Origin of the sequence: Burkholderia sp. 22313 (assembly GCF_052045245.1) — a bacterium.
Classification (GTDB): domain Bacteria; phylum Pseudomonadota; class Gammaproteobacteria; order Burkholderiales; family Burkholderiaceae; genus Burkholderia.
The window spans coordinates 90,368-111,418 of sequence record NZ_JBQEON010000014.1 but is presented as its reverse complement, the minus strand read 5'-3'; the positions used below and the strand labels follow the sequence as shown (position 1 = coordinate 111,418).

The window sequence follows — 21,051 nt, the reverse complement described above, 5'->3', positions numbered from 1 at the left end:
ACCCGCGCGGGCGCCCGGCCTGCGCGGGTTTTTTCTTTCCCAGCCCCGATGACCTTTGCCGCCAAGCCTTTTGCTGCTGCTGTCAATCACCTGCTCGCGCGCGAATCGTGGGCGCGTGACCGCTTGATCCCCTACGCGGGCAAGACCGCCCGGTTCGACGTGCCGCCCGTCACGCTCACGCTGCTCGTGCAGCCCGACGGCTACCTGTCGGCGGTGGAAGCGCACGATGCGCAACACGTCGACGTGTCGATCGCGCTCGCGGGCGATACGGTCGCCGCATTCCTGCAGGGCGGCCAGGCGGCCGTGATGAAGCACGTGAAGATCGAGGGCGACGCGGAGTTCGCGACGCAGATCGCGAAGCTGGCCGAGCATCTGCGCTGGGAACCTGAAGAAGATCTCGCGAAGCTGGTCGGCGACGCGGCGGCATACCGGATCGCGACGGTCGTGCGCGATGCCGGCGCACGTGCGCGCCGCACCGGCCGCAACGTGCTCGATTCCGTCGCCGAGTACTGGCTCGACGAGAACCCGCAAGTCGTCCGGCGCACGGTGCTCGGCGGCTTCGACGCCGAACTGGCGCGGGCGCGCGATGCGCTCGCGCGGGTCGAAAAACGGATCGAGCGACTCGAACAAAAAATCGGCGCGCGCACGGGCTCCGGCCCGCGCGGCGCGCACTGAGGGCCGCAGGGCATGCGCATTTTCCGTTTCATCAAGATTGTCTACACCGTCATCCGCTTCGGCCTCGACGAGGTGATGCTGTCCCGGATCGACGACCGCCGCGTGAGGCTGCTGCTGCGGATCACGACGATCGGCCGCCGTTATTCGTCGCCGCCTGCCGTGCGGTTGCGCCACGCGCTCGAAAGCCTCGGCCCGATCTTCGTGAAGTTCGGCCAGGTGCTGTCGACGCGCCGCGACCTGCTGTCGGTCGATTTCGCGAACGAACTCGCGAAGCTGCAGGACCAGGTGCCGCCGTTCGATTCGGCGGTCGCGATCGCGATCATCGAGAAGTCGCTCGGTGCGCCGGTCGACGAGCTGTTCGACGAGTTCGAGCGCGAGCCGATCGCGAGCGCGTCGATCGCGCAGGTGCATTTCGCGAAGCTCAAGCAGGGCCCGCACGCGGGCAAGTTCGTCGCGGTCAAGGTGCTGCGTCCGAACATGCTGCCGGTGATCGATTCCGACCTCGCGCTGATGCGCGACATCGCGACGTGGACCGAGCGGATGTGGCCCGACGGCCGGCGTCTGAAGCCGCGCGAAGTGGTCGCCGAATTCGACAAGTACCTGCACGACGAGCTCGACCTGATGCGCGAGGCCGCGAACGGCAGCCAGCTGCGCCGCAACTTCGCGGGGCTCGACCTGCTGCTCGTGCCCGAGATGTTCTGGGATTTCTCGACGTCGCAGGTGCTCGTGATGGAGCGCATGACCGGTGTGCCGATCAGTCAGGTCGAAACGCTGCGCTCGGCGGGCGTCGACATCAAGAAGCTCGCGCGCGAAGGCGTCGAGATCTTCTTCACGCAGGTGTTCCGCGATGGCTTCTTTCATGCGGACATGCACCCGGGCAATATCCAGGTGAGCCTCGACCCGAACACGTTCGGCCGCTATATCGCGCTCGATTTCGGGATCGTCGGCGCGTTGTCCGATTTCGACAAGAACTACCTCGCGCAGAACTTCCTCGCGTTCTTCAAGCGCGATTACCATCGCGTCGCGACGCTGCACCTCGAGTCGGGCTGGGTGCCGCCCGAGACGCGCGTCGAGGAACTCGAAAGCGCGATCCGCGCGGTGTGCGAGCCGTACTTCGACCGCGCGTTGAAGGACATCTCGCTCGGCCAGGTGCTGATGCGCCTGTTCTCGACGTCGCGCCGTTTCAACGTCGAGATTCAGCCGCAGCTCGTGCTGCTGCAGAAGACGATGCTGAACGTCGAGGGGCTCGGCCGTTCGCTCGACCCCGAGCTCGACCTGTGGAAGACCGCGAAGCCGTATCTCGAGCGCTGGATGACCGAGCAGATCGGCCTGCGCGGCTGGTACGAGCGCTTCAAGGTCGAGGCGCCGCAGTGGAGCAAGACGCTGCCGCAACTGCCGCGCCTGATCCATCACGCGATGGCCGCGCGCCACGATGCGCCGCGCGCGGCGAGCGAGGACCTGATGCGTCAGATCCTCGTCGAGCAGAAACGGACCAACCGGCTGATGCAGGCGCTGCTGATCTTCGGTCTTGCCGTCGGCGTCGGCGCGCTCGTCGCGCGCGTGCTGCTCGCGCTCGCGTACGGCGCGTGACCGAAAGGATTCGAGCGATGTCCGAACCGAAACAACCCTCCGCACCGGGCGCCGCCGATTTTGCGACGCGCGACCCCGGCAATGCATCGTTCTGGGACGAGCGGTTCGCACGCGGCGTGACGCCGTGGGAATTCGACGGCGTGCCGGACGGGTTCCGCGCGTTTGCGCAGCGGCGCGAGCCGTGCGCGGTGCTGATTCCCGGTTGCGGCAGTGCACAGGAGGCCGGCTGGCTCGCGCAGGCCGGCTGGCCGGTGCGAGCGATCGATTTCGCCGCGCAAGCGGTGGCGGCCGCGAAGGCACAGCTCGGCGCGCATGCGGACGTCGTGGAGCAGGCCGATTTCTTCGCGTATCGGCCGCCGTTCGATGTGCAGTGGGTGTACGAGCGCGCGTTCCTGTGCGCGTTGCCGGCGAGCCTGCGCGCCGGCTACGCAGCGCGGATGGCCGAACTGCTGCCCGCCGGCGGGCTGCTGGCCGGTTATTTCTTCGTGACGAAGAAACCGAAGGGGCCGCCGTTCGGCATCGAGCGCGCCGAACTCGATGCGCTGCTCGCGCCGCACTTCGAGCTGATCGAGGATCTGCCCGTGACCGATTCGCTGGCCGTGTTCGACGGGCACGAGCGCTGGCTCACGTGGCGCCGTCGCTGAAGCCCGCGCGTCGCAGCCGTTGCCGGAGCGCGCCGGGGTTTCGGCTATAATTCAAGGTTTTGCAAGCCGTTTCCAGTTTCCGCGGGAAAAAATACCATGCCGATCTACGCCTATCGATGCGAAGCGTGCGGTTTCGCCAAGGACGTGCTCCAGAAGATGAGCGACGCGCCGCTGTCGCAGTGCCCGGAATGCGGGAAGGATGCTTTTCGCAAGCAGGTCACCGCCGCCGGTTTCCAGTTGAAGGGTTCCGGCTGGTATGTCACCGATTTCCGCGGTGGCTCGGGCGGCACCAGCGCGCCGGCGACGGCGTCCGGCGATGCGGCTGCAGCCGCGCCGGCAGCCGACGCGCCGGCAGCAGCCGCGCCCGCTACGACGAGTTCCGAAAGTACGACGACGAGCGCCGCGCCCGCCCCGGCTGCAGCGCCCGCCGCCGGCAGTTGACAGTCGCGGCCCGGTCGGGCCGCGTCCACGCCGCGCTTCCGGCGCGGCTCATTGACGGCAGATGATGAAAAAGACGACCCTGAAATCGGTGTTTTTGACCGGCCTGCTGGTTCTCGTCCCGCTCGCGATCACGCTGTGGGTGCTCGGTCTCATCATCGGCACGATGGACCAGACGCTGCTCCTGCTGCCCGAATCGTGGCAGCCCGAGCGGATGCTCGGCTTCCACCTGCCGGGGATCGGCGCGGTGCTGACGCTCGCGTTCATCTTCGTCGTCGGGCTGGCCACGCGGAACTTCATCGGCCAGAAGCTCGTCACCTGGTGGAACGCGGTCGTGCGTCACATCCCGGTCGTCGGGCCGATCTACACGAGCGTCAAGCAGGTGTCGGACACGCTGCTGTCGAGCAGCGGCAACGCGTTCCGCAAGGCGCTCCTGATCGAATACCCGCGCCGCGGCTCGTATACGATCGCGTTTCTGACCGGTGCGCCCGGCGGCGACGTGGTCAACCATCTGACGGAAGAGTACGTGAGCGTGTACGTGCCCACGACGCCGAACCCGACGTCCGGCTTCTTCCTGATGCTGCCGAAGAGCGAAGTCATCGAACTCGACATGTCGGTCGATGCCGCGCTCAAGTACATCGTCTCGATGGGCGTCGTGGCGCCTTCGGCGCCGGCTCCGGCGCCCGCCCGCCGCCCCGTCGAGCCGCCGCTGTAAGTAAAGAATCATCGCCCGGGCCGCGCGTTGCGGCACCCGTTGATCAAACCGAACGAAAGCAAACATCATGTCGATGCGTACTGAATACTGCGGTCTCGTGACCGAACACCTGCTGGGCCAAACCGTGTCGCTGTGCGGCTGGGTGCAGCGCCGCCGCGATCACGGCGGTGTGATCTTCATCGACCTGCGCGATCGTGAAGGCCTCGTGCAGGTGGTGTGCGACCCGGACCGCGCGGACATGTTCGCGACCGCCGAAGGCGTGCGCAACGAGTTCTGCGTGCAGATCAAGGGTCTCGTGCGCAACCGTCCGGAAGGCACGGTCAACGCCGGCCTGAAGAGCGGCAAGATCGAAGTGCTGTGCCACGAGCTGATCGTGCTGAACGCGTCGGTCACGCCGCCGTTCCAGCTCGACGACGACAACCTGTCGGAAACGACGCGCCTCACGCACCGCGTGCTCGACCTGCGCCGTCCGCAGATGCAGCACAACCTGCGCCTGCGCTACCGCGTCGCGATCGAAGCGCGCAAGTACCTCGACGAGCAGGGCTTCATCGACATCGAAACGCCGATGCTGACGAAGAGCACGCCGGAAGGCGCGCGCGACTACCTCGTGCCGTCGCGCGTGAACGCCGGCCAGTTCTTCGCGCTGCCGCAGTCGCCGCAGCTGTTTAAGCAGCTGCTGATGGTCGCGAACTTCGACCGTTACTACCAGATCACCAAGTGCTTCCGCGACGAAGACCTCCGCGCCGACCGTCAGCCGGAATTCACGCAGATCGACTGCGAAACGTCGTTCCTCGGCGAGCAGGAAATCCGTGACCTGTTCGAAGACATGATCCGTCACATCTTCAAGACGACGATCGACGTCGAACTCGACGCAACGTTCCCGGTGATGCCGTACTCGGAAGCGATGGCGCGTTTCGGTTCGGACAAGCCGGACCTGCGCGTGCAGCTTGAATTCACCGAGCTGACCGACGCGATGAAGGACGTCGATTTCAAGGTGTTCAGCACGCCGGCCAACGCGAAGGACGGCCGTGTCGCGGCGCTGCGCGTGCCGAAGGGCAGCGAACTGTCGCGCGGCGACATCGACGGCTACACGGAATTCGTGCGCATCTACGGCGCGAAGGGCCTCGCATGGATCAAGGTCAACGAGAAGGCGAAGGGCCGCGACGGCCTGCAAAGCCCGATCGTCAAGAACCTGCACGACGCATCGATCGCGGCGATCCTCGAGCGCACCGGCGCTGAAGACGGCGACATCATCTTCTTCGCGGCCGACCGTGCGAAGGTCGTCAACGACAGCCTCGGCGCACTGCGCCTGAAGATCGGCCATTCGGAATTCGGCAAGGCGAACGGCCTCGTCCAGGCCGGCTGGAAGCCGCTGTGGGTCGTTGACTTCCCGATGTTCGAATACGACGACGAAGATGCACGCTACGTCGCGGCGCACCACCCGTTCACGAGCCCGAAGGACGAGCACCTCGAGTACCTCGAGACCGATCCGGGCCGCTGCCTCGCGAAGGCCTACGACATGGTGCTGAACGGCTGGGAAATCGGTGGCGGCTCGGTGCGTATCCACCGCGAGGAAGTGCAGAGCAAGGTGTTCCGCGCGCTGAAGATCGGCGCGGAAGAAGCGCAGCTGAAGTTCGGCTTCCTGCTGGACGCGCTGCAGTACGGCGCGCCGCCGCACGGCGGTATCGCATTCGGTCTCGACCGCATCGTCACGATGATGGCCGGTGCCGACTCGATCCGCGACGTGATCGCGTTCCCGAAGACGCAGCGTGCGCAGGATCTGCTCACGCAGGCGCCGAGCCCGGTCGACGAGCGTCAGCTGCGCGAACTGCACATCCGTCTGCGTCAGCCGGAACAGCCGAAGGCGTAAGCGCGTTCGCACCCGGTCGTGCGCGCGGCGACGCGCGCGCGACATCCAACGAAAAGGCGCCGTGGTGCGCCTTTTTCGTTTTTTGCGGTACAGTCGCAGCACTTGCCGCACGATCGGGCACAGGCCCGGCGCTCGGCCCTGTGCCGCATGAAACCAAGATGACGAAGCCGCCGAAAATCCCCGAATCCGTTCTCGTCGTGATCTACACGCCCGAACTCGATGTGTTGGTGATCAAGCGTGCCGACCAGCCCGATTTCTGGCAATCGGTGACCGGCTCGAAGGACACACCCGACGAGCCGCTTGCGCTGACGGCCGCGCGCGAAGTCGCCGAGGAAACCGGCATCGCGGTCGGGTCGCGCGACGTGCCGGCCACCGCGCTGGTCGACTGGCACCACCGGATCGAATACACGATCTATCCGCAATATCTGCATCGCTATGCGCCGGGCGTCACGCGCAACGTCGAGCACTGGTTCGGCCTGTGCGTGCCGCACCGCGTCGACGTGACGCTGTCGCCGCGCGAGCATGTCGACCATGCGTGGCTGCCGTTTCGCGAAGCGGCCGCGCGATGCTTCTCGCCGTCGAACGCCGAGGCGATCCTGCAATTGCCCGCCCGCATGGCCCTCGCGCGGGCGCCGCACGGCTCGTCCGCATGAATGCGGAAACCCGCAAGCGCTTCGCGCAATTGCGGCAGATGTTCCTGCAGGAGCGCGGCTCCGCGTCGCGGCTCGCATTCACGGCCGGCAACACGGTGCGGCTGTGCGAGAGCGGCAACGAATTCTTCCACGCGCTGATCGAGCGGATCGATGCCGCGCGCGAGCAGGTCATGCTCGAAACCTACATCTTCTGCGACGACGCGGCCGGCCGGCCGGTATCGGATGCGCTGATCCGCGCGGCGCAGCGCGGTGTGCGCGTGCGGGTGATCACCGACGGCATCGGCACCGCACGCCTGCCGCTGTTCGATACCTGGACCGACGCTGGCATCGAGCACTGCATCTACAACCGCTTCCTGTTCGGCCGCTTCGGCTTCTCGCGCACGCACCGCAAGCTCGCGGTGATCGATCAGGCAGCCGCGTTCTGCGGTGGCATCAACATCGTCGACGACTACACGCAGGGCAGTGCGACGCTGCCGTTCGCGCGCTGGGATTTCGCGGTCGAGATGGCCGGGCCGGCGGTGTCCGACGTGCGCGCCGCGTTCGAGCTGCAGTGGCACCGGATCCAGTTCGGCCACAAGCCGTATGCGCAGTACGCGGCCGGGCTGCACGGCGGCGCAGCGTTCCCGGACATGTTCCGGCGCTGGATCCGCAGCCATCGGTGGGTCAAGGCCGGCGCGCTGCGAGTCGTGACCGAGCCGAGCGTCGCATTCGTCGCGCGCGACAACGTCGTGAATCGGCGTGCGATCGAGAAGGCGTATCTCGCCGCGATCGGCCAGGCGCGCCAGCGGATCCTGCTCGCGAATCCGTATTTCATGCCGGGCCGCAAGCTGCGCCGCGCGCTGACCGGCGCCGCGCGCCGCGGCGTCGACGTGCGGATCCTGATCGGCCGCAAGGAGTTCGCGGCGCTCGATACGGCCGTGCCGTTCCTGTATCACGCGCTGCTGCGCGCGGGCGTGCGCGTGGCGGAATACGACAAGACGATCCTGCACGGCAAGGTGGCCGTGATCGACGACAACTGGGCGACGGTCGGCTCGTCGAACCTGGATGCGCTGAGCCTGATGCTGAACAATGAGGCCAATGTCGTGCTGGTGCGCTACGACGCGGTGACCAACGAGCTGCGCGACGCGATCGCGGCCGCGTTCGCCGAAGGTCGCGAAATCGATGCCGCGCGGTACGCCGCACGGCCGCGAATCGAGCGTATGCTGAACTGGCTGGCATACAACACCTATCGCGTCGTGATGAAGGCGCTGACGGTCGGCGGTTACGACTGACACGGACTCAGCATCCGCTTCATGAAATCTGTCCGCACGTTCGTGCGGAAAAGCCGCTCCGGACCCGCCGGAATCGCGCAAAATAGCGGCTCGGTTAGACACCGGTTTCTAATAATTTCCTTGTTTCGCGAGCGGCCGCACTCAATAATAGTACGGCCGTTCGATTCTATTCGAACCCCCGAACGGTTACAGAAAAAGCTATGCGAAAAGGCGAACAGACGCGTGCCGCGATACTTGAAGCTGCTTTGGACCTCGCCAGCCGTGATGGGCTGGAGGGGCTGACGATCGGCCTGCTGGCCGAGCGCATGCAGATGAGCAAGAGCGGCGTGTTCGCGCACTTCGGATCGCGTGAAGACCTGCAGGTCGAGGTCGTCCGCGAGTATCACCATCGTTTCGAAAACGAGGTGTTCTTTCCGAGCCTGCGCGAGCCGCGAGGCTTGCCGCGCCTTCGGGCGATGCTGGCCCGCTGGACGGAGAAGCGCATCCAGGAGGTGACGACGGGATGCATCTACATCAGCGGGGCCGTCGAGTACGACGACCGGCCTGACAGCCCCGTGCGCGAGCAGTTGATCGCGAGCGTGACGGCCTGGCGTGCCGCGATGCTGCGTGCCATTTCGCAGGCGAAGGAAGAAGGCCATCTGCGTGCGGATACCGATCCGGACCTGATGCTCTTCGAGTTGTACAGCTTCACGCTCGGCCTGCATCACGACGCCCGCTTCCTGCATTCGCCGGATGCCGTGCGCCTCACGTGGGCCGCGCTGGAAAAGACGATCGTTTCGTATCAGAGCGAGAGCCGTTAGCGGCGCGTAACCCGCCCGCCAGGAGCTCGAGCCGTTTTGCCCACCTTTGGAGAGAGTCATGGGACAGTACGCCGCGCCGCTGCGCGACATGCAATTCGTGTTGCACGAGCTTCTGAACGTCGAAGCCGAGGTCAAGCAAATGCCGCGGCACGCGGACCTCGACGCCGACACGATCAACCAGGTCCTCGAGGAAGCGGGCAAGTTCTGCTCCGAGGTACTGTTCCCGCTGAACCAGGTCGGCGACCGCGAAGGCTGCACGTATGAAGGCGACGGCGTCGTGAAGACCCCGACCGGCTTCAAGGAAGCGTATCGGCAGTACGTCGAGGCCGGCTGGCCGGCGCTCGGCTGCGATCCCGACTACGGCGGCCAGGGCCTGCCCGCGTTCGTGAACAACGCGCTCTACGAAATGCTGAACTCGGCGAACCAGGCGTGGACGATGTATCCGGGCCTGTCGCACGGCGCGTACGAATGCCTGCACGCGCACGGCGCGCCGGAACTGCAGCAGCAATACCTGCCGAAGCTCGTGTCGGGCGAATGGACGGGCACGATGTGCCTGACCGAGCCGCACTGCGGCACCGACCTCGGCATCCTGCGCACCAAGGCCGAACCGAACGGCGACGGCTCGTACTCGATCAGCGGCACGAAGATCTTCATCTCGAGCGGCGAGCACGACATGTCGAAGAACATCATCCACCTCGTGCTCGCGCGCCTGCCGGACGCGCCGCAAGGCACGAAGGGGATCTCGCTGTTCATCGTGCCGAAGTTCATTCCGGACGCCGCGGGCGAGCCGGGCGAGCGCAACGGCATCAAGTGCGGCTCGATCGAGCACAAGATGGGCATCCACGGCAACTCGACGTGCGTGATGAACCTCGACGGCGCGAAGGGCTGGATGGTCGGCGAGCCGAACAAGGGCTTGAACGCGATGTTCGTGATGATGAACGCCGCGCGTCTGGGCGTCGGCATGCAGGGCCTGGGCCTGACGGAAGTTGCGTACCAGAACTCGCTGACGTACGCGAAGGAGCGTCTGCAGATGCGCTCGCTGACGGGCCCGAAGGCACCGGACAAGCCGGCCGATCCGATCATCGTGCACCCGGACGTGCGCCGCATGCTGCTCACGCAGAAGGCCTACGCGGAAGGCGCACGCGCGTTCACGTACTGGTCCGCGCTGCAGATCGACAAGGAGCTGTCGCACGGTGACGAAGCGGTGCGCAAGGAGGCGGCCGATCTCGTCGCGCTGCTCACGCCGATCATCAAGGCCTTCCTGACCGACAACGCGTTCGAGTGCACGAACCACGCGATGCAGATCTACGGCGGCCACGGCTTCATCTCCGAGTGGGGCATGGAGCAGTACGTGCGCGACGCGCGGATCAACATGATCTACGAAGGCACGAACTCGATCCAGTCGCTCGACCTGCTGGGCCGCAAGGTGCTCGGCGACATGGGCGCGAAGCTGAAGAAGTTCGGCAAGCTCGTCACCGAATTCGCGGAAGCGGAAGGCGTGAAGCCGGAGATGGCCGAGTTCATCAACCCGCTCGCCGATATCGGCGACAAGGTGCAGAAGCTGACGATGGAAATCGGCATGAAGGCGATGCAGAACCCGGACGAAGTCGGCGCCGCCGCCGTGCCGTACCTGCGCACCGTCGGCCACCTGGTGTTCTCGTACTTCTGGGCGCGCATGGCGCGCCTCGCGCTCGACAAGGAAGCGTCGGGCGATCCGTTCTACAAGTCGAAGCTCGCCACCGCCCGTTTCTATTTCGCGCGCCTCTTGCCCGAGACGGCCGCGACGATCCGCGCCGCGCGCGCCGGTTCGAAGACGATGATGGAAGTCGACGAATCGCTGTTCTGACGCGAGTCCGGGCGGTGCGCGCCGCGCACTGCCCGAACGCAACGGTTCCTGGTACTCACTTCGCCGTGCAGCCCACCCAACCCGCGCTGCACGACACTATCCGGAGACATCCCGTGAGCAATTTCCTGATTCGCAAGGTCGCCGTGCTGGGCGCCGGCGTGATGGGCGCGCAGATCGCCGCGCATCTCGTCAACGCGCGCGTGCCGGTGCTGCTGTTCGACCTGCCGGCCAAGGAAGGCCCGAAAAACGCGATCGCGCTGAAGGCGATCGAGAACCTGAAGAAGCTGTCGCCCGCGCCGTTCGGCGTGAAGGGCGATGCGAAATACCTCGAAGCCGCGAACTACGAAGACGACATCGCGAAGCTCGCCGAATGCGACGTCGTGATCGAAGCGATCGCCGAGCGGATGGACTGGAAGCACGACCTGTACAAGAAGGTCGCGCCGCACATCGCTTCGCACGCGATCTTCGCGACCAACACGTCCGGCCTGTCGATCACGAAGCTGTCCGAAGGTTTCTCGGACGAGCTGAAGTCGCGCTTCTGCGGCGTGCACTTCTTCAACCCGCCGCGCTACATGCACCTCGTCGAACTGATCCCGACCGCGCATACGCGTCCGGAGATCCTCGACCAGCTCGAAACCTTCCTGACGAGCATCGTCGGCAAGGGCGTCGTGCGCGCGAAGGACACGCCGAACTTCATCGCGAACCGCGTCGGCATCTTCTCGATCCTCGCCGTGATCACCGAGGCCGCGAAGTTCGGCCTGCGCTTCGACGAAGTCGATGACCTGACGGGCAGCCGTCTCGGCCGCGCGAAGTCGGCGACGTTCCGCACCGCGGACGTGGTCGGCCTCGACACGATGGCGCACGTGATCAAGACGATGCAGGACAACCTCGCCGACGATCCGTTCTTCCCGGTCTACCAGACGCCTGCCGTGCTTGCCGAACTGGTGAAGCAGGGCGCGCTCGGCCAGAAGACGGGCGGCGGTTTCTACAAGAAGGAAGGCAAGGCGATCAAGGTGCTCGACGCGAAGACGGGCACCTACGTGGATTCGGGCGCGAAGGCAGACGAAACCGTCGGCCGCATCCTGAAGCGCCCGCCGGCGGAACGCCTGAAGCTGTTGCGCGAGACGGACCATCCGCACGCGCAGTTCCTGTGGTCGATCTTCCGCGACGTGTTCCACTACATCGGCGTGCATCTCGAGTCGATCGCCGACAACGCACGCGACGTCGACCTCGCGATCCGCTGGGGCTTCGGCTGGAACGAAGGCCCGTTCGAAGGCTGGCAGGCCGCCGGCTGGAAGCAGGTCGCCGAGTGGGTGCAGGAAGACATCGCGGCCGGCAAGGCGCTCGCGGACGTGCCGCTGCCGTCGTGGGTGCTCGAAGGCGCCGTCGCGGAGAAGGGCGGCGTGCACACGGCCGAAGGCTCGTGGGCGCCGGCCGCTCAGCGCTTCGTGCCGCGTTCGGGCCTCGCGGTCTACGACAAGCAGGTATTCCGCGCGCCACTGCTCGGCGAAGCCGGTGCCGATCCTAAGACGTACGGCAAGACGCTGTTCGAAACCGACGCGGTGCGTGCGTGGGTCGACGATCGTGCGGGTGAGGACGACGTCGTGATCGTGTCGTTCAAGTCGAAGATGAACACGATCGGACCGAGCGTGATCGACGGCCTCGTGCAGGCGATCGAACTCGCGGAGAAGGACTACAAGGGCGTGGTGATCTGGCAGCCGACGTCGCTGAAGCTCGGCACGCCGGGCGGCCCGTTCTCGGCAGGCGCGAACCTCGAAGAGGCGATGCCCGCGTTCATGATGGGCGGTGCGAAGGGCATCGAGCCGTTCGTGAAGAAGTTCCAGGAAGGCATGCTGCGCGTGAAGTACGCGAACGTGCCGGTCGTGGCAGCCGTGTCGGGCATCGCGCTCGGCGGCGGGTGCGAGCTGATGCTGCACAGCGCGAAGCGCGTCGTGCACGTCGAGAGCTACATCGGTCTCGTCGAAGTGGGCGTCGGCCTCGTGCCGGCGGGCGGCGGCCTGAAGGAAGCGGCGCTGCGCGCAGCGGACGCCGCGACGGCCGCGAACGCGACCACCGACATCCTGAAGTTCGTCACGAAGTCGTTCGAGAACGCGGCGATGGCGAAAGTCTCAGCGTCCGCACACGATGCACGTGCAATGGGCTACGTGAAGCCGTCCGACACGATCGTCTTCAACGTGTTCGAACTGCTCGACACCGCGAAGAAGGAAGCGCGTGCGCTGGCTGCCACCGGTTACCGCGCACCGCTGCGTGCGAAGGACGTGCCGGTCGCAGGCCGCTCGGCGATCGCGACGATCAAGGCATCGCTCGTCAACATGCGCGATGGCCGCTTCATCAGCGACCACGACTACCTGATCGCGAGCCGCATCGCCGAAGCGGTGTGCGGCGGCGACGTCGAAGCCGGCAGCCTCGTCGACGAGCAGTGGCTGCTCGCGCTGGAGCGCCGTGCGTTCGTCGAGCTGCTCGGCACGCAAAAGACGCAGGAACGGATCATGGGCATGTTGCAGACCGGCAAGCCGGTGCGTAACTGAGCGAGCGGATAAGGCAAGGAGTCTCAAATGAGCAAACAATTGCAAGACGCATACATCGTCGCCGCCAGCCGCACGCCGATCGGCAAGGCCCCGCGCGGTGTCTTCAAGAACACGCGCCCGGACGAGCTGCTGGTCCACGCGATCAAGTCGGCGGTGGCGCAGGTGCCGGGCTTCGACACGAAGCTGATCGAGGACGCGATCATCGGCTGCGCGATTCCGGAAGCCGAGCAGGGCCTGAACGTCGCGCGGATGGGCGCGCTGCTCGCGGGCCTGCCGCAGACGGTCGGCGGCGTGACGGTCAACCGCTTCTGCGCGTCGGGCATCACGGCGCTGGCAATGGCGGCCGACCGCATCCGCGTCGGCGAATCGGACGCGATCTTCGCGGGTGGCTGCGAATCGATGAGCATGGTGCCGATGATGGGCAACAAGCCGTCGATGTCGCCGCACATCTTCGATCGCAACGAAGATTTCGGCATCGCGTACGGGATGGGCCTGACGGCCGAGCGTGTCGCCGAGCAGTGGAAGGTGAGCCGCGAAGACCAGGACGCGTTCTCGGTCGAGTCGCACCGCAAGGCACTGGCCGCGCAGCAGGCCGGCGAGTTCAACGACGAGATCGCCGCGTACACGATCACCGAGCGTTTCCCGAACCTCGCGACCGGTGAGGTCGACGTGAAGACGCGCGAGATCAAGCTCGACGAAGGTCCGCGTGCGGATACGTCGATCGAAGGCCTCGCGAAGCTGCGCACGGTGTTCGCGAACAAGGGTTCGGTCACGGCCGGCAACAGCTCGCAGACGTCGGACGGCGCGGGCGCGCTGCTCGTCGTGTCGGAGAAGGTGCTCAAGGAGTTCAACCTGACGCCGCTCGCGCGCTTCGTGAGCTTCGCGGTGCGCGGCGTGCCGCCGGAGATCATGGGCATCGGCCCGAAGGAAGCGATTCCGGCCGCGCTGAAGGCTGCCGGCCTGAAGCAGGACGATCTCGACTGGATCGAGCTGAACGAGGCATTCGCCGCGCAGTCGCTGGCGGTGATGCGCGATCTCGGCCTCGACCCGTCGAAGGTCAACCCGATGGGCGGCGCGATCGCACTCGGCCACCCGCTCGGCGCGACCGGCGCGATCCGCGCGGCGACCGTCGTGCACGGCCTGCGCCGCCGCAACCTGAAGTACGGCATGGTCACGATGTGCGTCGGCACCGGCATGGGTGCGGCGGGCATCATCGAACGCCTGTAAGCGAAGCGGGACAGTAGCGATCACGGTGCGCGAGCCACGAGCTTGCGCACCGTTTTTCATTCCGGAAGAGGAAAGTCAAAGGAGACGGTTGTGGCCGAAATTCAAGTGGAACGCGCCGACGGCGTGATGACGATCACGATCGCGCGCCCGGCGAAGAAGAACGCACTGACGGCGGCGATGTACCAGACGATGGCCGATGCACTCGCCGAGGCGCAGGAAGACAAGGCGATCCGCGCGATCCTGCTGCGCGGCGGCGATGGCAACTTCAGCGCGGGGAACGATCTCGAGGATTTCCTGAAGACGCCGCCGAAGGACGAGAACGCGTCGGTGTTCCAGTTCCTCGCGCGCATCAGCCAGGCGACCAAGCCGATCGTCGCCGCGGTGCCGGGCATCGCGGTCGGCGTCGGCGTGACGATGCTGCTGCACTGCGATCTCGTGTACGCGGCCGACACCGCGACGTTCTCGCTACCGTTCGCGCAGCTCGGGCTGTGCCCGGAAGCGGCATCGAGCGTGTTGCTGCCGCGTCTGGCCGGCCATCAGGTCGCCGCGGAAAAGCTGCTGCTCGGCGAAGCGTTCGACGCGCTGGAAGCGCACCGGATCGGGATCGTCAATCGCGTGCTGCCGGCGGCCGAGCTCGACGCATTCGCGGCGAAGCAGGCCGCGAAGCTCGCGGCGCTGCCGGCGTCGTCGCTGCGCGTGACGAAGGCATTGCTGAAGCAGACGGGCGGCGTGGCGGTTTCCGAGCGCATGGCCGAGGAAGCCGGCCACTTCTCGGCGATGCTGCGCGCGCCCGAAGCACGCGAGGCGATGACGGCGTTCTTCGAGAAGCGCAAGCCGGATTTCCGCCAGTTCGACTGACGTGACGAGCCGCGCCGGCGCGAGCGCGTTGGCGCGCCCGCCCGGCCGGCTGGCGTCAGGCCGTGCCGTATTCGACGTGGCCGGTTTCGCGGCAGAAGCTGACCAGTCGCAAGCCGGCCGCCTTCGCGATCTCGATCGCGAGCGACGACGGCGCGGAGATCGTCGCGACCATCGGGATGCCGACGCGCGCCGACTTGCGCACGAGCTCGTAGCTCGCGCGGCTCGACAGGAACACGAAGCCGTCGGTCGCGTCGGCGCGCGACAGCACGAGCGAGCCGATCAGCTTGTCCAGCGCGTTGTGGCGGCCGACATCCTCGAACGCCATCCGGATCGCGCCTGTTGCGTCGCACCACGCGGCCGCGTGCAGGCCGCCGGTGAGCCGGGTGAGTGCCTGATGGGCCGGCAGCGCGTGCGCCGCGCGCGCGAGCGCGTCGGGCGCGAGGCGCGCGAGAAAACCGGTATCGGGTACGCGTTCCGGCGCGAGGTCGAGCAGGTCGATGCTTTCGATCCCGCACACGCCGCAGCCGGTGCGGCCCGCGAGCGCGCGGCGCCGGTCCTTCAGCGCGGCGAACGCCTGCTGGACGACGTCCAGATGCACCTCGGCGTGCGGCAGCGGCGCGTCGGCATGCAGGATCACCTCGATGTCCTTGATGTCGCTGCCGCGCGCGACGATGCCTTCCGAGATCGCGAAGCCGACCGCGAACGCCTCGAGATCGCGCGGCGTGCACATCATCACGGCATGGGAGATGCCGTTGAACACCAGTGCGACCGGCCATTCCTGGCCGACGTAGTCGTGCGCGGTTTCGACGGCGCCGCCGCGCGTGCGGCGCACGGACAGCTCGATCGCGCCGCGCGGTTCGTCATGCAGCGGGTTGCGCAATGGGTCGCGCAGTTGATCGGTTTCGGTCGGATTCACGAGCACTCCCGTTGATTCGAAGCAGCCGCGGCGACGATCGTGTGCGCCGCTCGCGCGTAGAGGTTCTAAAATACCCCAGGCAGGCCGGCCGCGCCGGCATCCGCCACTCAGGTAACGACCATGGGACTCAGCGACGCTCCGCTGCTATTCGATTTCGAACACGATTCGTCGGAAAACCTCACGTACATCCCGATGATCGTGCGTTTCAATCTCGACCGTTTCGGTCTGCGGATTTCGCTCGAGCAGTGGCAGCTGCTGCCGCTCGAGGACCGCAGGCTGCTTGCGCGCTTCCCGGCCGACGACGACACCGCGATCGAGCCCAACTTCGATCACGCGCTGTTCGAGATGCTGCGCACGCATGCCGACCTCGAACCGTCGTGGTTCCAGCCGGACGACCAGCCGACCTGGCGCGCGACCGACACGGTGCCGGACGCGCTCGTGCAGCAGAGCGCGCTGGCCGGGCTGCCGGCGCCCGCGCTCGCGCAGTGGCAGCGGCTCGCGCCGTTCCAGCGCTACGTGCTGATGAAGCTGTCGCGCAAGCCGAAGCTCAATCACGACTTCCTGCCCGCGATGCGGGAGTTCGGGCTGACGGCCACGCACTGACGGGCCCCAGGGAGCGCCGCGTGCCGCGCTGCAGCACGGCGCGTGCGCGTTACAGCGACGGCAGTTGCCGCGGCTTGCGGTCCGGGCCGGTCGCGACGTAGGTGAGCGTCGCTTCGGTAACCTTGACGATTTCGCCGATCAGCCGCATGCGCTGCGCGTATACCTCGACGTCGACCGTCACCGACGTGTTGCCGGTGCGCGTGATGGTGGCGTAGAAGCTCAGCAGGTCGCCGACGAACACCGGCTGCTTGAACACGAACGAATTGACCGCGACCGTCGCGACCCGCCCGTTCGCGCGCTGGCTCGCGGGGATCGAGCCGGCGATGTCGACCTGCGACATGATCCAGCCACCGAACACGTCGCCATGGACGTTCGCGTCGTGCGGTTGCGGGACGACGCGCAAGGCGGGCTGTTTCTGCGGGAGTTCGAGGGTCGAATCGGTCATGGCGGGGGCTTTCATCCTGTAATAAATGCGCCGCCGCGCGCAGGCCGGCCGGCGAGGCCGCCGGCAGCGGCGCGTAGCGGCTTCTGCGACAATACAACGTTCGCAAATTGTACGAGAAAGCGGGCGAGCCGGCCGCCGCAGCACGCGTCCGGCAGCGCCGCCGATCCCTTCCCCCATGCGCCGATATTCCGCTTCCGGCGAGCCCGCGCCGGCTCCGACCGGGCCCCGCAACGACTGGCAGACCATCCGGTCGCTGCTGCCGTACCTCGCCACCTACAAACTGCGCGTGGCGCTCGCGCTCGGCTGCCTGATCGGCGCGAAGGTCGCCAACCTCGGCGTGCCGGTCGTGATGAAGCGCATCGTCGATCACCTGTCCGCCGTGCAGCAGCTCACCGCGCTCGGCCGCGCCGAGCAGTCGGCGGGTATCGTGCTCGCGGGCGGCGTCGGCCTGCTGGTCGTCGCGTATGCGCTGGTGCGGCTGTCGATGTCGCTGTTCACCGAACTGCGCGAGATCCTGTTCTCGAAGGTCACCGAGAGCGCGGTGCGCCAGCTTGCGCTGCAGGTGTTCCGGCATCTGCACGGGCTGTCGCTGCGCTTCCATCTCGAGCGACAGACGGGCGGCATGTCGCGCGACATCGAGCGCGGTACGCGCGGCATCCAGCAGCTGATTTCCTATTCGCTGTACAGCATCCTGCCGACGCTCGTCGAGGTCGGCCTCGTGCTCGGCTTCTTCGTGGTCAAGTACGAGGCGTACTACGCGTACGTGACGTTCGCGGCGCTCGTCACGTACATCGTGTTCACCGTGAAAGTCACCAACTGGCGCACGCACTTTCGCCGCACGATGAACGAGCTCGATTCGCGCGCGAACTCGCGGGCGATCGATTCGCTGATCAACTACGAGACGGTGAAGTACTTCGGCAACGAGGAGTGGGAGGCGCAGCGCTACGACGAGAATCTGAAGCGCTACCGCAAGGCCGCGATCCGCTCGCAGAATTCGCTGTCGGTGCTGAACTTCGGCCAGCAGGCGATCATCGGCACCGGCCTCGTGTTCATCCTGTGGCGTGCGACGCAGGGCGTGCTGGCCGGCAAGCTCACGCTCGGCGATCTCGTGCTGATCAACACGTTCATGCTGCAGCTGTACATTCCGCTGAATTTTCTCGGCGTCGTCTATCGCGAACTGAAGCAGAGCCTGACCGACATGGACCGGATGTTCGGGCTGCTGTCGTCCGCGAAGGAAGTCGCGGACGCGCCCGACGCGCGGCCGCTCGCGGTGGCCGGCGCGCAGGTGCGCTTCGAGCACGTGAATTTCTCGTACGAGGCGTCGCGGCAGATCCTGCACGACGTGACCTTCACGATCGAGGCGGGCACGACGACCGCGGTGGTCGGTCACAGCGGCTCCGGCAAGTCGACGCTGTCGCGGCTGCTGTTCCGCTTCTACGATCTCGACCGGCAGGCGGGCGGCGCGATCCGGATCGACGGCCAGGACATTCGCGACGTCACGCAGGACTCGCTGCGCGCGTCGATCGGGATCGTGCCGCAGGATACCGTGCTGTTCAACGACTCGATCTATTACAACATCGCGTACGGCCGGCCGACCGCGAGCCGCGACGAAGTGATCGCGGCCGCGCGCGCGGCGCATATCCACGACTTCATCGAGAGCTTGCCGAAGGGTTATGACACGCCGGTCGGCGAGCGCGGGCTGAAGCTGTCGGGCGGCGAGAAGCAGCGCGTCGCGATCGCGCGCACGCTGCTGAAGGATCCGCCGGTGCTGCTGTTCGACGAGGCGACGTCGGCGCTCGATTCGCGCTCGGAGCGCGCGATCCAGCACGAGCTCGACCAGATCGCGCGGCACCGCACGACGCTCGTGATCGCGCACCGGCTGTCGACGGTCGTGCATGCGCAGCAGATTCTGGTGATGGACCACGGGCGCATCGTCGAGCGCGGCACGCACGACGAGCTGGTGCGCGCGGACGGGCTGTATGCGCAGATGTGGGCGCTGCAGCAGCAGCGCGCGGCGGCGGGCGGGGAAGCGGCCGAGGCCGCGTGAGCGAGGATGCCGCGCCGGGTGGCGCGGCGCTCGGCGGGGAAACGATCAGCCCGCGGCGGCGCGCAGCCGCGCGTCGAGCTCGCCGAGTTGCGCGGGCGTGCCGACGTTCTCCCAGATACCTTCATACAATTCGCCGCTCGCGCGGCCGGCTTCGATGGTTGCCTTGAAGTACGGCGACAGCGCGCGGTGCGTGCCGGGCACGATGTCGCGGAACATCCGCGTGTCGTACACGCCGATGCTGCCGAACGTGACGCGCGGCGTGCCGGCGAGTGCCAGCCGGCCGTCGTCGCGCAGCACGAAATCGCCGGCCGGATGGAACGGCGGGTTCGGCACCATCACGAGATGCATCGCGGGCGCGTCGAGCGGGGCCATCTGCGCGGCGCGGGCGGCAAGGCTGCGGTAGTCGAATGCGCAGTACACGTCGCCCGCGACCGCGACGAACACCGTCGGCCGGCCGTCGCGCTCGAGCAGCGGCAGCGCTTGCGCGATGCCGCCGGCGGTTTCCAGCGCGTCGCCTTCGGCCGAATACGCGAGCCGCACGTCCCAGCGGGAACCGTCGCCGAGCGTCGCCTCGAGCTGCTCGCCGAGCCACGCATGGTTGATCACGATCGTCTCGACGCCCGCGCGGGCGAGCGCCTCGATCTGCCAGACGATCAGCGGCTTGCCGCCGGCTTCGAGCAGCGGTTTCGGGCGGGTGTCGGTCAGCGGGCGCATCCGTTCGCCGCGGCCGGCGGCGAAGATCATCGCCGTGGTCAGGGGAGTGCTCATGTTCGGCTGAAGGTGAGGGCGGTGAAGGCGGTCAGAACGTATAGCCGACGTCGGCCGCGCCCTTGCCCTCGAGCTCGTCGAGCAGCTTCGCGAACGGCACGAGCGGGCGGTAGCGCAGCGCGACCTTGCGCGCGTAGGTCAGGAAGCGCGGCAGGTCGTTCAGGTAGTGCGGCTTGCCATCGCGGTAGTTGATCCGCGCGAACAGGCCGAGGATCTTGATGTGGCGCTGCAGCCCCATCCATTCGAGCTGGCGGTAGAACTCGCCGAAATCCGGGTCGACCGGCAGGCCGGCCTTCTTCGCCTTTTCCCAGTAGTATGCGAAGCAGTCGAGTTCGAACGCCTCGTCCCAGCTGATGAACGCGTCGCGCAACAGCGACACGACGTCGTACGTCAGCGGCCCGTACACGGCGTCCTGGAAGTCGAGCACGCCGGGGTTCGGCTCGCAGACCATCAGGTTGCGCGGCATGAAATCGCGCAGCATGAAGCCCTGCGGCTGCGCGTGGGCGCTCGCGACCAGCAGCGCGAAGGTGCGGTCGAGCGTGCCGCGCATCGCATCGGTGACGGGCTTGCCGAGGTGCCGGCCGACATACCATTCGGGCAGCAGCTCCATCTCGCGGCGCAGGAACGCCTCGTCGAACGGCGGCAGCACGTCCGGCTTCGAGCTCAGCTGGAAGCGGATCAGCGCGTCGAGCGCGTCGCGCATCAGCGGCTTTGCGGCGACCGGGTCGGCCGGATCGAGCACCGAGATGTACGGCGTGCGGCCGAGGTCCGTCACGAGCATGAAGCCCGCGTCGAAATCGTGGGCCAGTACGTCCGGCACGTGGTCACCGGCCGCGGCGAGCAACGCCGCGACCTGGACGAATTCGCGGCACTTCTCGGGCGGCGGCGCGTCGACCGCGACCAGCGAGCCGCCGGGGCTCGTGGCCGACGCGACACGGAAATAGCGGCGGAAACTGGCGTCCGACGACGCGGGCGCGAGGGTCGACAGGTCGAGGGCGTAGCGCTCGGCGAGCGGGTGCAGCCACGCGGCGAGTGCTTCGAGGCGGGCGTCGGGCTGGGATGCGGCGGATGGGGGCGTCATGAAACTCGGGGGAGGGGGGAACGTCTTGCCATATAATACCCCACGACTTTTTTGA

19 protein-coding genes are annotated in these 21,051 nt (G+C 66.9%); 15 read left to right on the top strand and 4 right to left on the bottom strand.

Going from position 1 to position 21,051, the window contains the following annotated elements; genetic code table 11:
* The first annotated feature begins 48 nt into the window (after positions 1–48).
* From ACTJKF_RS14115 to ACTJKF_RS14055, 13 genes are all read left to right on the top strand, one after another.
* A complete protein-coding gene (locus ACTJKF_RS14115) occupies positions 49–675 on the top strand; it encodes a ubiquinone biosynthesis accessory factor UbiJ (protein WP_440624138.1) in 627 nt (208 codons plus the stop codon).
* A 12-nt stretch (positions 676–687) separates the two neighbouring features.
* Positions 688–2,265: a ubiquinone biosynthesis regulatory protein kinase UbiB gene (ubiB, locus tag ACTJKF_RS14110; protein ID WP_440624137.1), complete on the top strand. Its 1,578-nt coding sequence runs from the start codon at positions 688–690 to the stop codon at positions 2,263–2,265.
* Positions 2,266–2,282: 17 nt separating this feature from the next.
* Entirely contained in the window at positions 2,283–2,909 is a 627-nt protein-coding gene (locus ACTJKF_RS14105; protein ID WP_440624136.1) for an SAM-dependent methyltransferase, read from the top strand.
* A gap of 96 nt (positions 2,910–3,005) precedes the next feature.
* Positions 3,006–3,350, top strand: a complete 345-nt coding sequence (locus ACTJKF_RS14100) for an FmdB family zinc ribbon protein (protein ID WP_440624135.1) — start codon at positions 3,006–3,008, stop codon at positions 3,348–3,350.
* Between the two features lie 61 nt (positions 3,351–3,411).
* Positions 3,412–4,062: a DUF502 domain-containing protein gene (locus tag ACTJKF_RS14095; RefSeq protein ID WP_440624134.1), complete on the top strand. Its 651-nt coding sequence runs from the start codon at positions 3,412–3,414 to the stop codon at positions 4,060–4,062.
* A 67-nt stretch (positions 4,063–4,129) separates the two neighbouring features.
* Positions 4,130–5,932, top strand: a complete 1,803-nt coding sequence (gene aspS / locus ACTJKF_RS14090; RefSeq protein ID WP_175685208.1) for an aspartate--tRNA ligase — start codon at positions 4,130–4,132, stop codon at positions 5,930–5,932.
* Positions 5,933–6,090: 158 nt separating this feature from the next.
* Positions 6,091–6,585 carry a dihydroneopterin triphosphate diphosphatase gene (gene nudB, locus ACTJKF_RS14085; RefSeq protein ID WP_440624133.1) on the top strand — a complete coding sequence of 165 codons (495 nt, stop codon included), beginning with the start codon at positions 6,091–6,093 and terminating at the stop codon, positions 6,583–6,585.
* The gene (gene clsB, locus ACTJKF_RS14080) at positions 6,582–7,856 is read left to right on the top strand and encodes a cardiolipin synthase ClsB (protein ID WP_440624132.1); all 1,275 of its coding nucleotides are present in this window, start codon (positions 6,582–6,584) and stop codon (positions 7,854–7,856) included. Before nudB ends, clsB begins: the two co-directional genes overlap by 4 nt.
* Before the next feature lie 200 nt (positions 7,857–8,056).
* On the top strand, positions 8,057–8,656 hold the full coding sequence (locus ACTJKF_RS14075) for a TetR/AcrR family transcriptional regulator (protein WP_006751498.1): 600 nt from the start codon (positions 8,057–8,059) through the stop codon (positions 8,654–8,656).
* Positions 8,657–8,714: 58 nt separating this feature from the next.
* Positions 8,715–10,502: an acyl-CoA dehydrogenase C-terminal domain-containing protein gene (locus ACTJKF_RS14070; protein ID WP_440624131.1), complete on the top strand. Its 1,788-nt coding sequence runs from the start codon at positions 8,715–8,717 to the stop codon at positions 10,500–10,502.
* A gap of 113 nt (positions 10,503–10,615) precedes the next feature.
* Positions 10,616–13,051, top strand: coding sequence for a 3-hydroxyacyl-CoA dehydrogenase/enoyl-CoA hydratase family protein (locus ACTJKF_RS14065; protein WP_440624130.1), 2,436 nt, complete (start codon positions 10,616–10,618; stop codon positions 13,049–13,051).
* A 27-nt stretch (positions 13,052–13,078) separates the two neighbouring features.
* On the top strand, positions 13,079–14,278 hold the full coding sequence (locus tag ACTJKF_RS14060) for an acetyl-CoA C-acyltransferase (protein WP_048026145.1): 1,200 nt from the start codon (positions 13,079–13,081) through the stop codon (positions 14,276–14,278).
* Between the two features lie 90 nt (positions 14,279–14,368).
* A complete protein-coding gene (locus tag ACTJKF_RS14055) occupies positions 14,369–15,136 on the top strand; it encodes an enoyl-CoA hydratase (RefSeq protein WP_440624129.1) in 768 nt (255 codons plus the stop codon).
* A gap of 55 nt (positions 15,137–15,191) precedes the next feature.
* On the opposite strand, the gene fdhD is transcribed toward ACTJKF_RS14055, so the two are convergent.
* Complete coding sequence (gene fdhD / locus ACTJKF_RS14050; protein WP_440624128.1) at positions 15,192–16,052, bottom strand: formate dehydrogenase accessory sulfurtransferase FdhD; 861 nt, start codon at positions 16,050–16,052, stop codon at positions 15,192–15,194.
* Positions 16,053–16,172: 120 nt separating this feature from the next.
* On the opposite strand from fdhD, the gene ACTJKF_RS14045 reads away from it, so the two are divergent.
* On the top strand, positions 16,173–16,655 hold the full coding sequence (locus tag ACTJKF_RS14045) for a nitrate reductase associated protein (RefSeq protein ID WP_440624127.1): 483 nt from the start codon (positions 16,173–16,175) through the stop codon (positions 16,653–16,655).
* Positions 16,656–16,704: 49 nt separating this feature from the next.
* Here the strand turns inward: ACTJKF_RS14045 and ACTJKF_RS14040 are convergent, their stop codons facing one another.
* Entirely contained in the window at positions 16,705–17,100 is a 396-nt protein-coding gene (locus ACTJKF_RS14040; protein ID WP_440624126.1) for an acyl-CoA thioesterase, read from the bottom strand.
* A 175-nt stretch (positions 17,101–17,275) separates the two neighbouring features.
* On the opposite strand from ACTJKF_RS14040, the gene ACTJKF_RS14035 reads away from it, so the two are divergent.
* Positions 17,276–19,147: an ABCB family ABC transporter ATP-binding protein/permease gene (locus tag ACTJKF_RS14035; RefSeq protein ID WP_440624125.1), complete on the top strand. Its 1,872-nt coding sequence runs from the start codon at positions 17,276–17,278 to the stop codon at positions 19,145–19,147.
* Between the two features lie 45 nt (positions 19,148–19,192).
* Here the strand turns inward: ACTJKF_RS14035 and murU are convergent, their stop codons facing one another.
* Together murU and ACTJKF_RS14025 are read right to left on the bottom strand one after the other, a co-directional pair.
* Positions 19,193–19,915, bottom strand: coding sequence for an N-acetylmuramate alpha-1-phosphate uridylyltransferase MurU (gene murU, locus ACTJKF_RS14030; protein ID WP_440624124.1), 723 nt, complete (start codon positions 19,913–19,915; stop codon positions 19,193–19,195).
* Positions 19,916–19,946: 31 nt separating this feature from the next.
* On the bottom strand, positions 19,947–20,996 hold the full coding sequence (locus ACTJKF_RS14025) for an aminoglycoside phosphotransferase family protein (RefSeq protein ID WP_440624123.1): 1,050 nt from the start codon (positions 20,994–20,996) through the stop codon (positions 19,947–19,949).
* Positions 20,997–21,051: the final 55 nt, after the last annotated feature.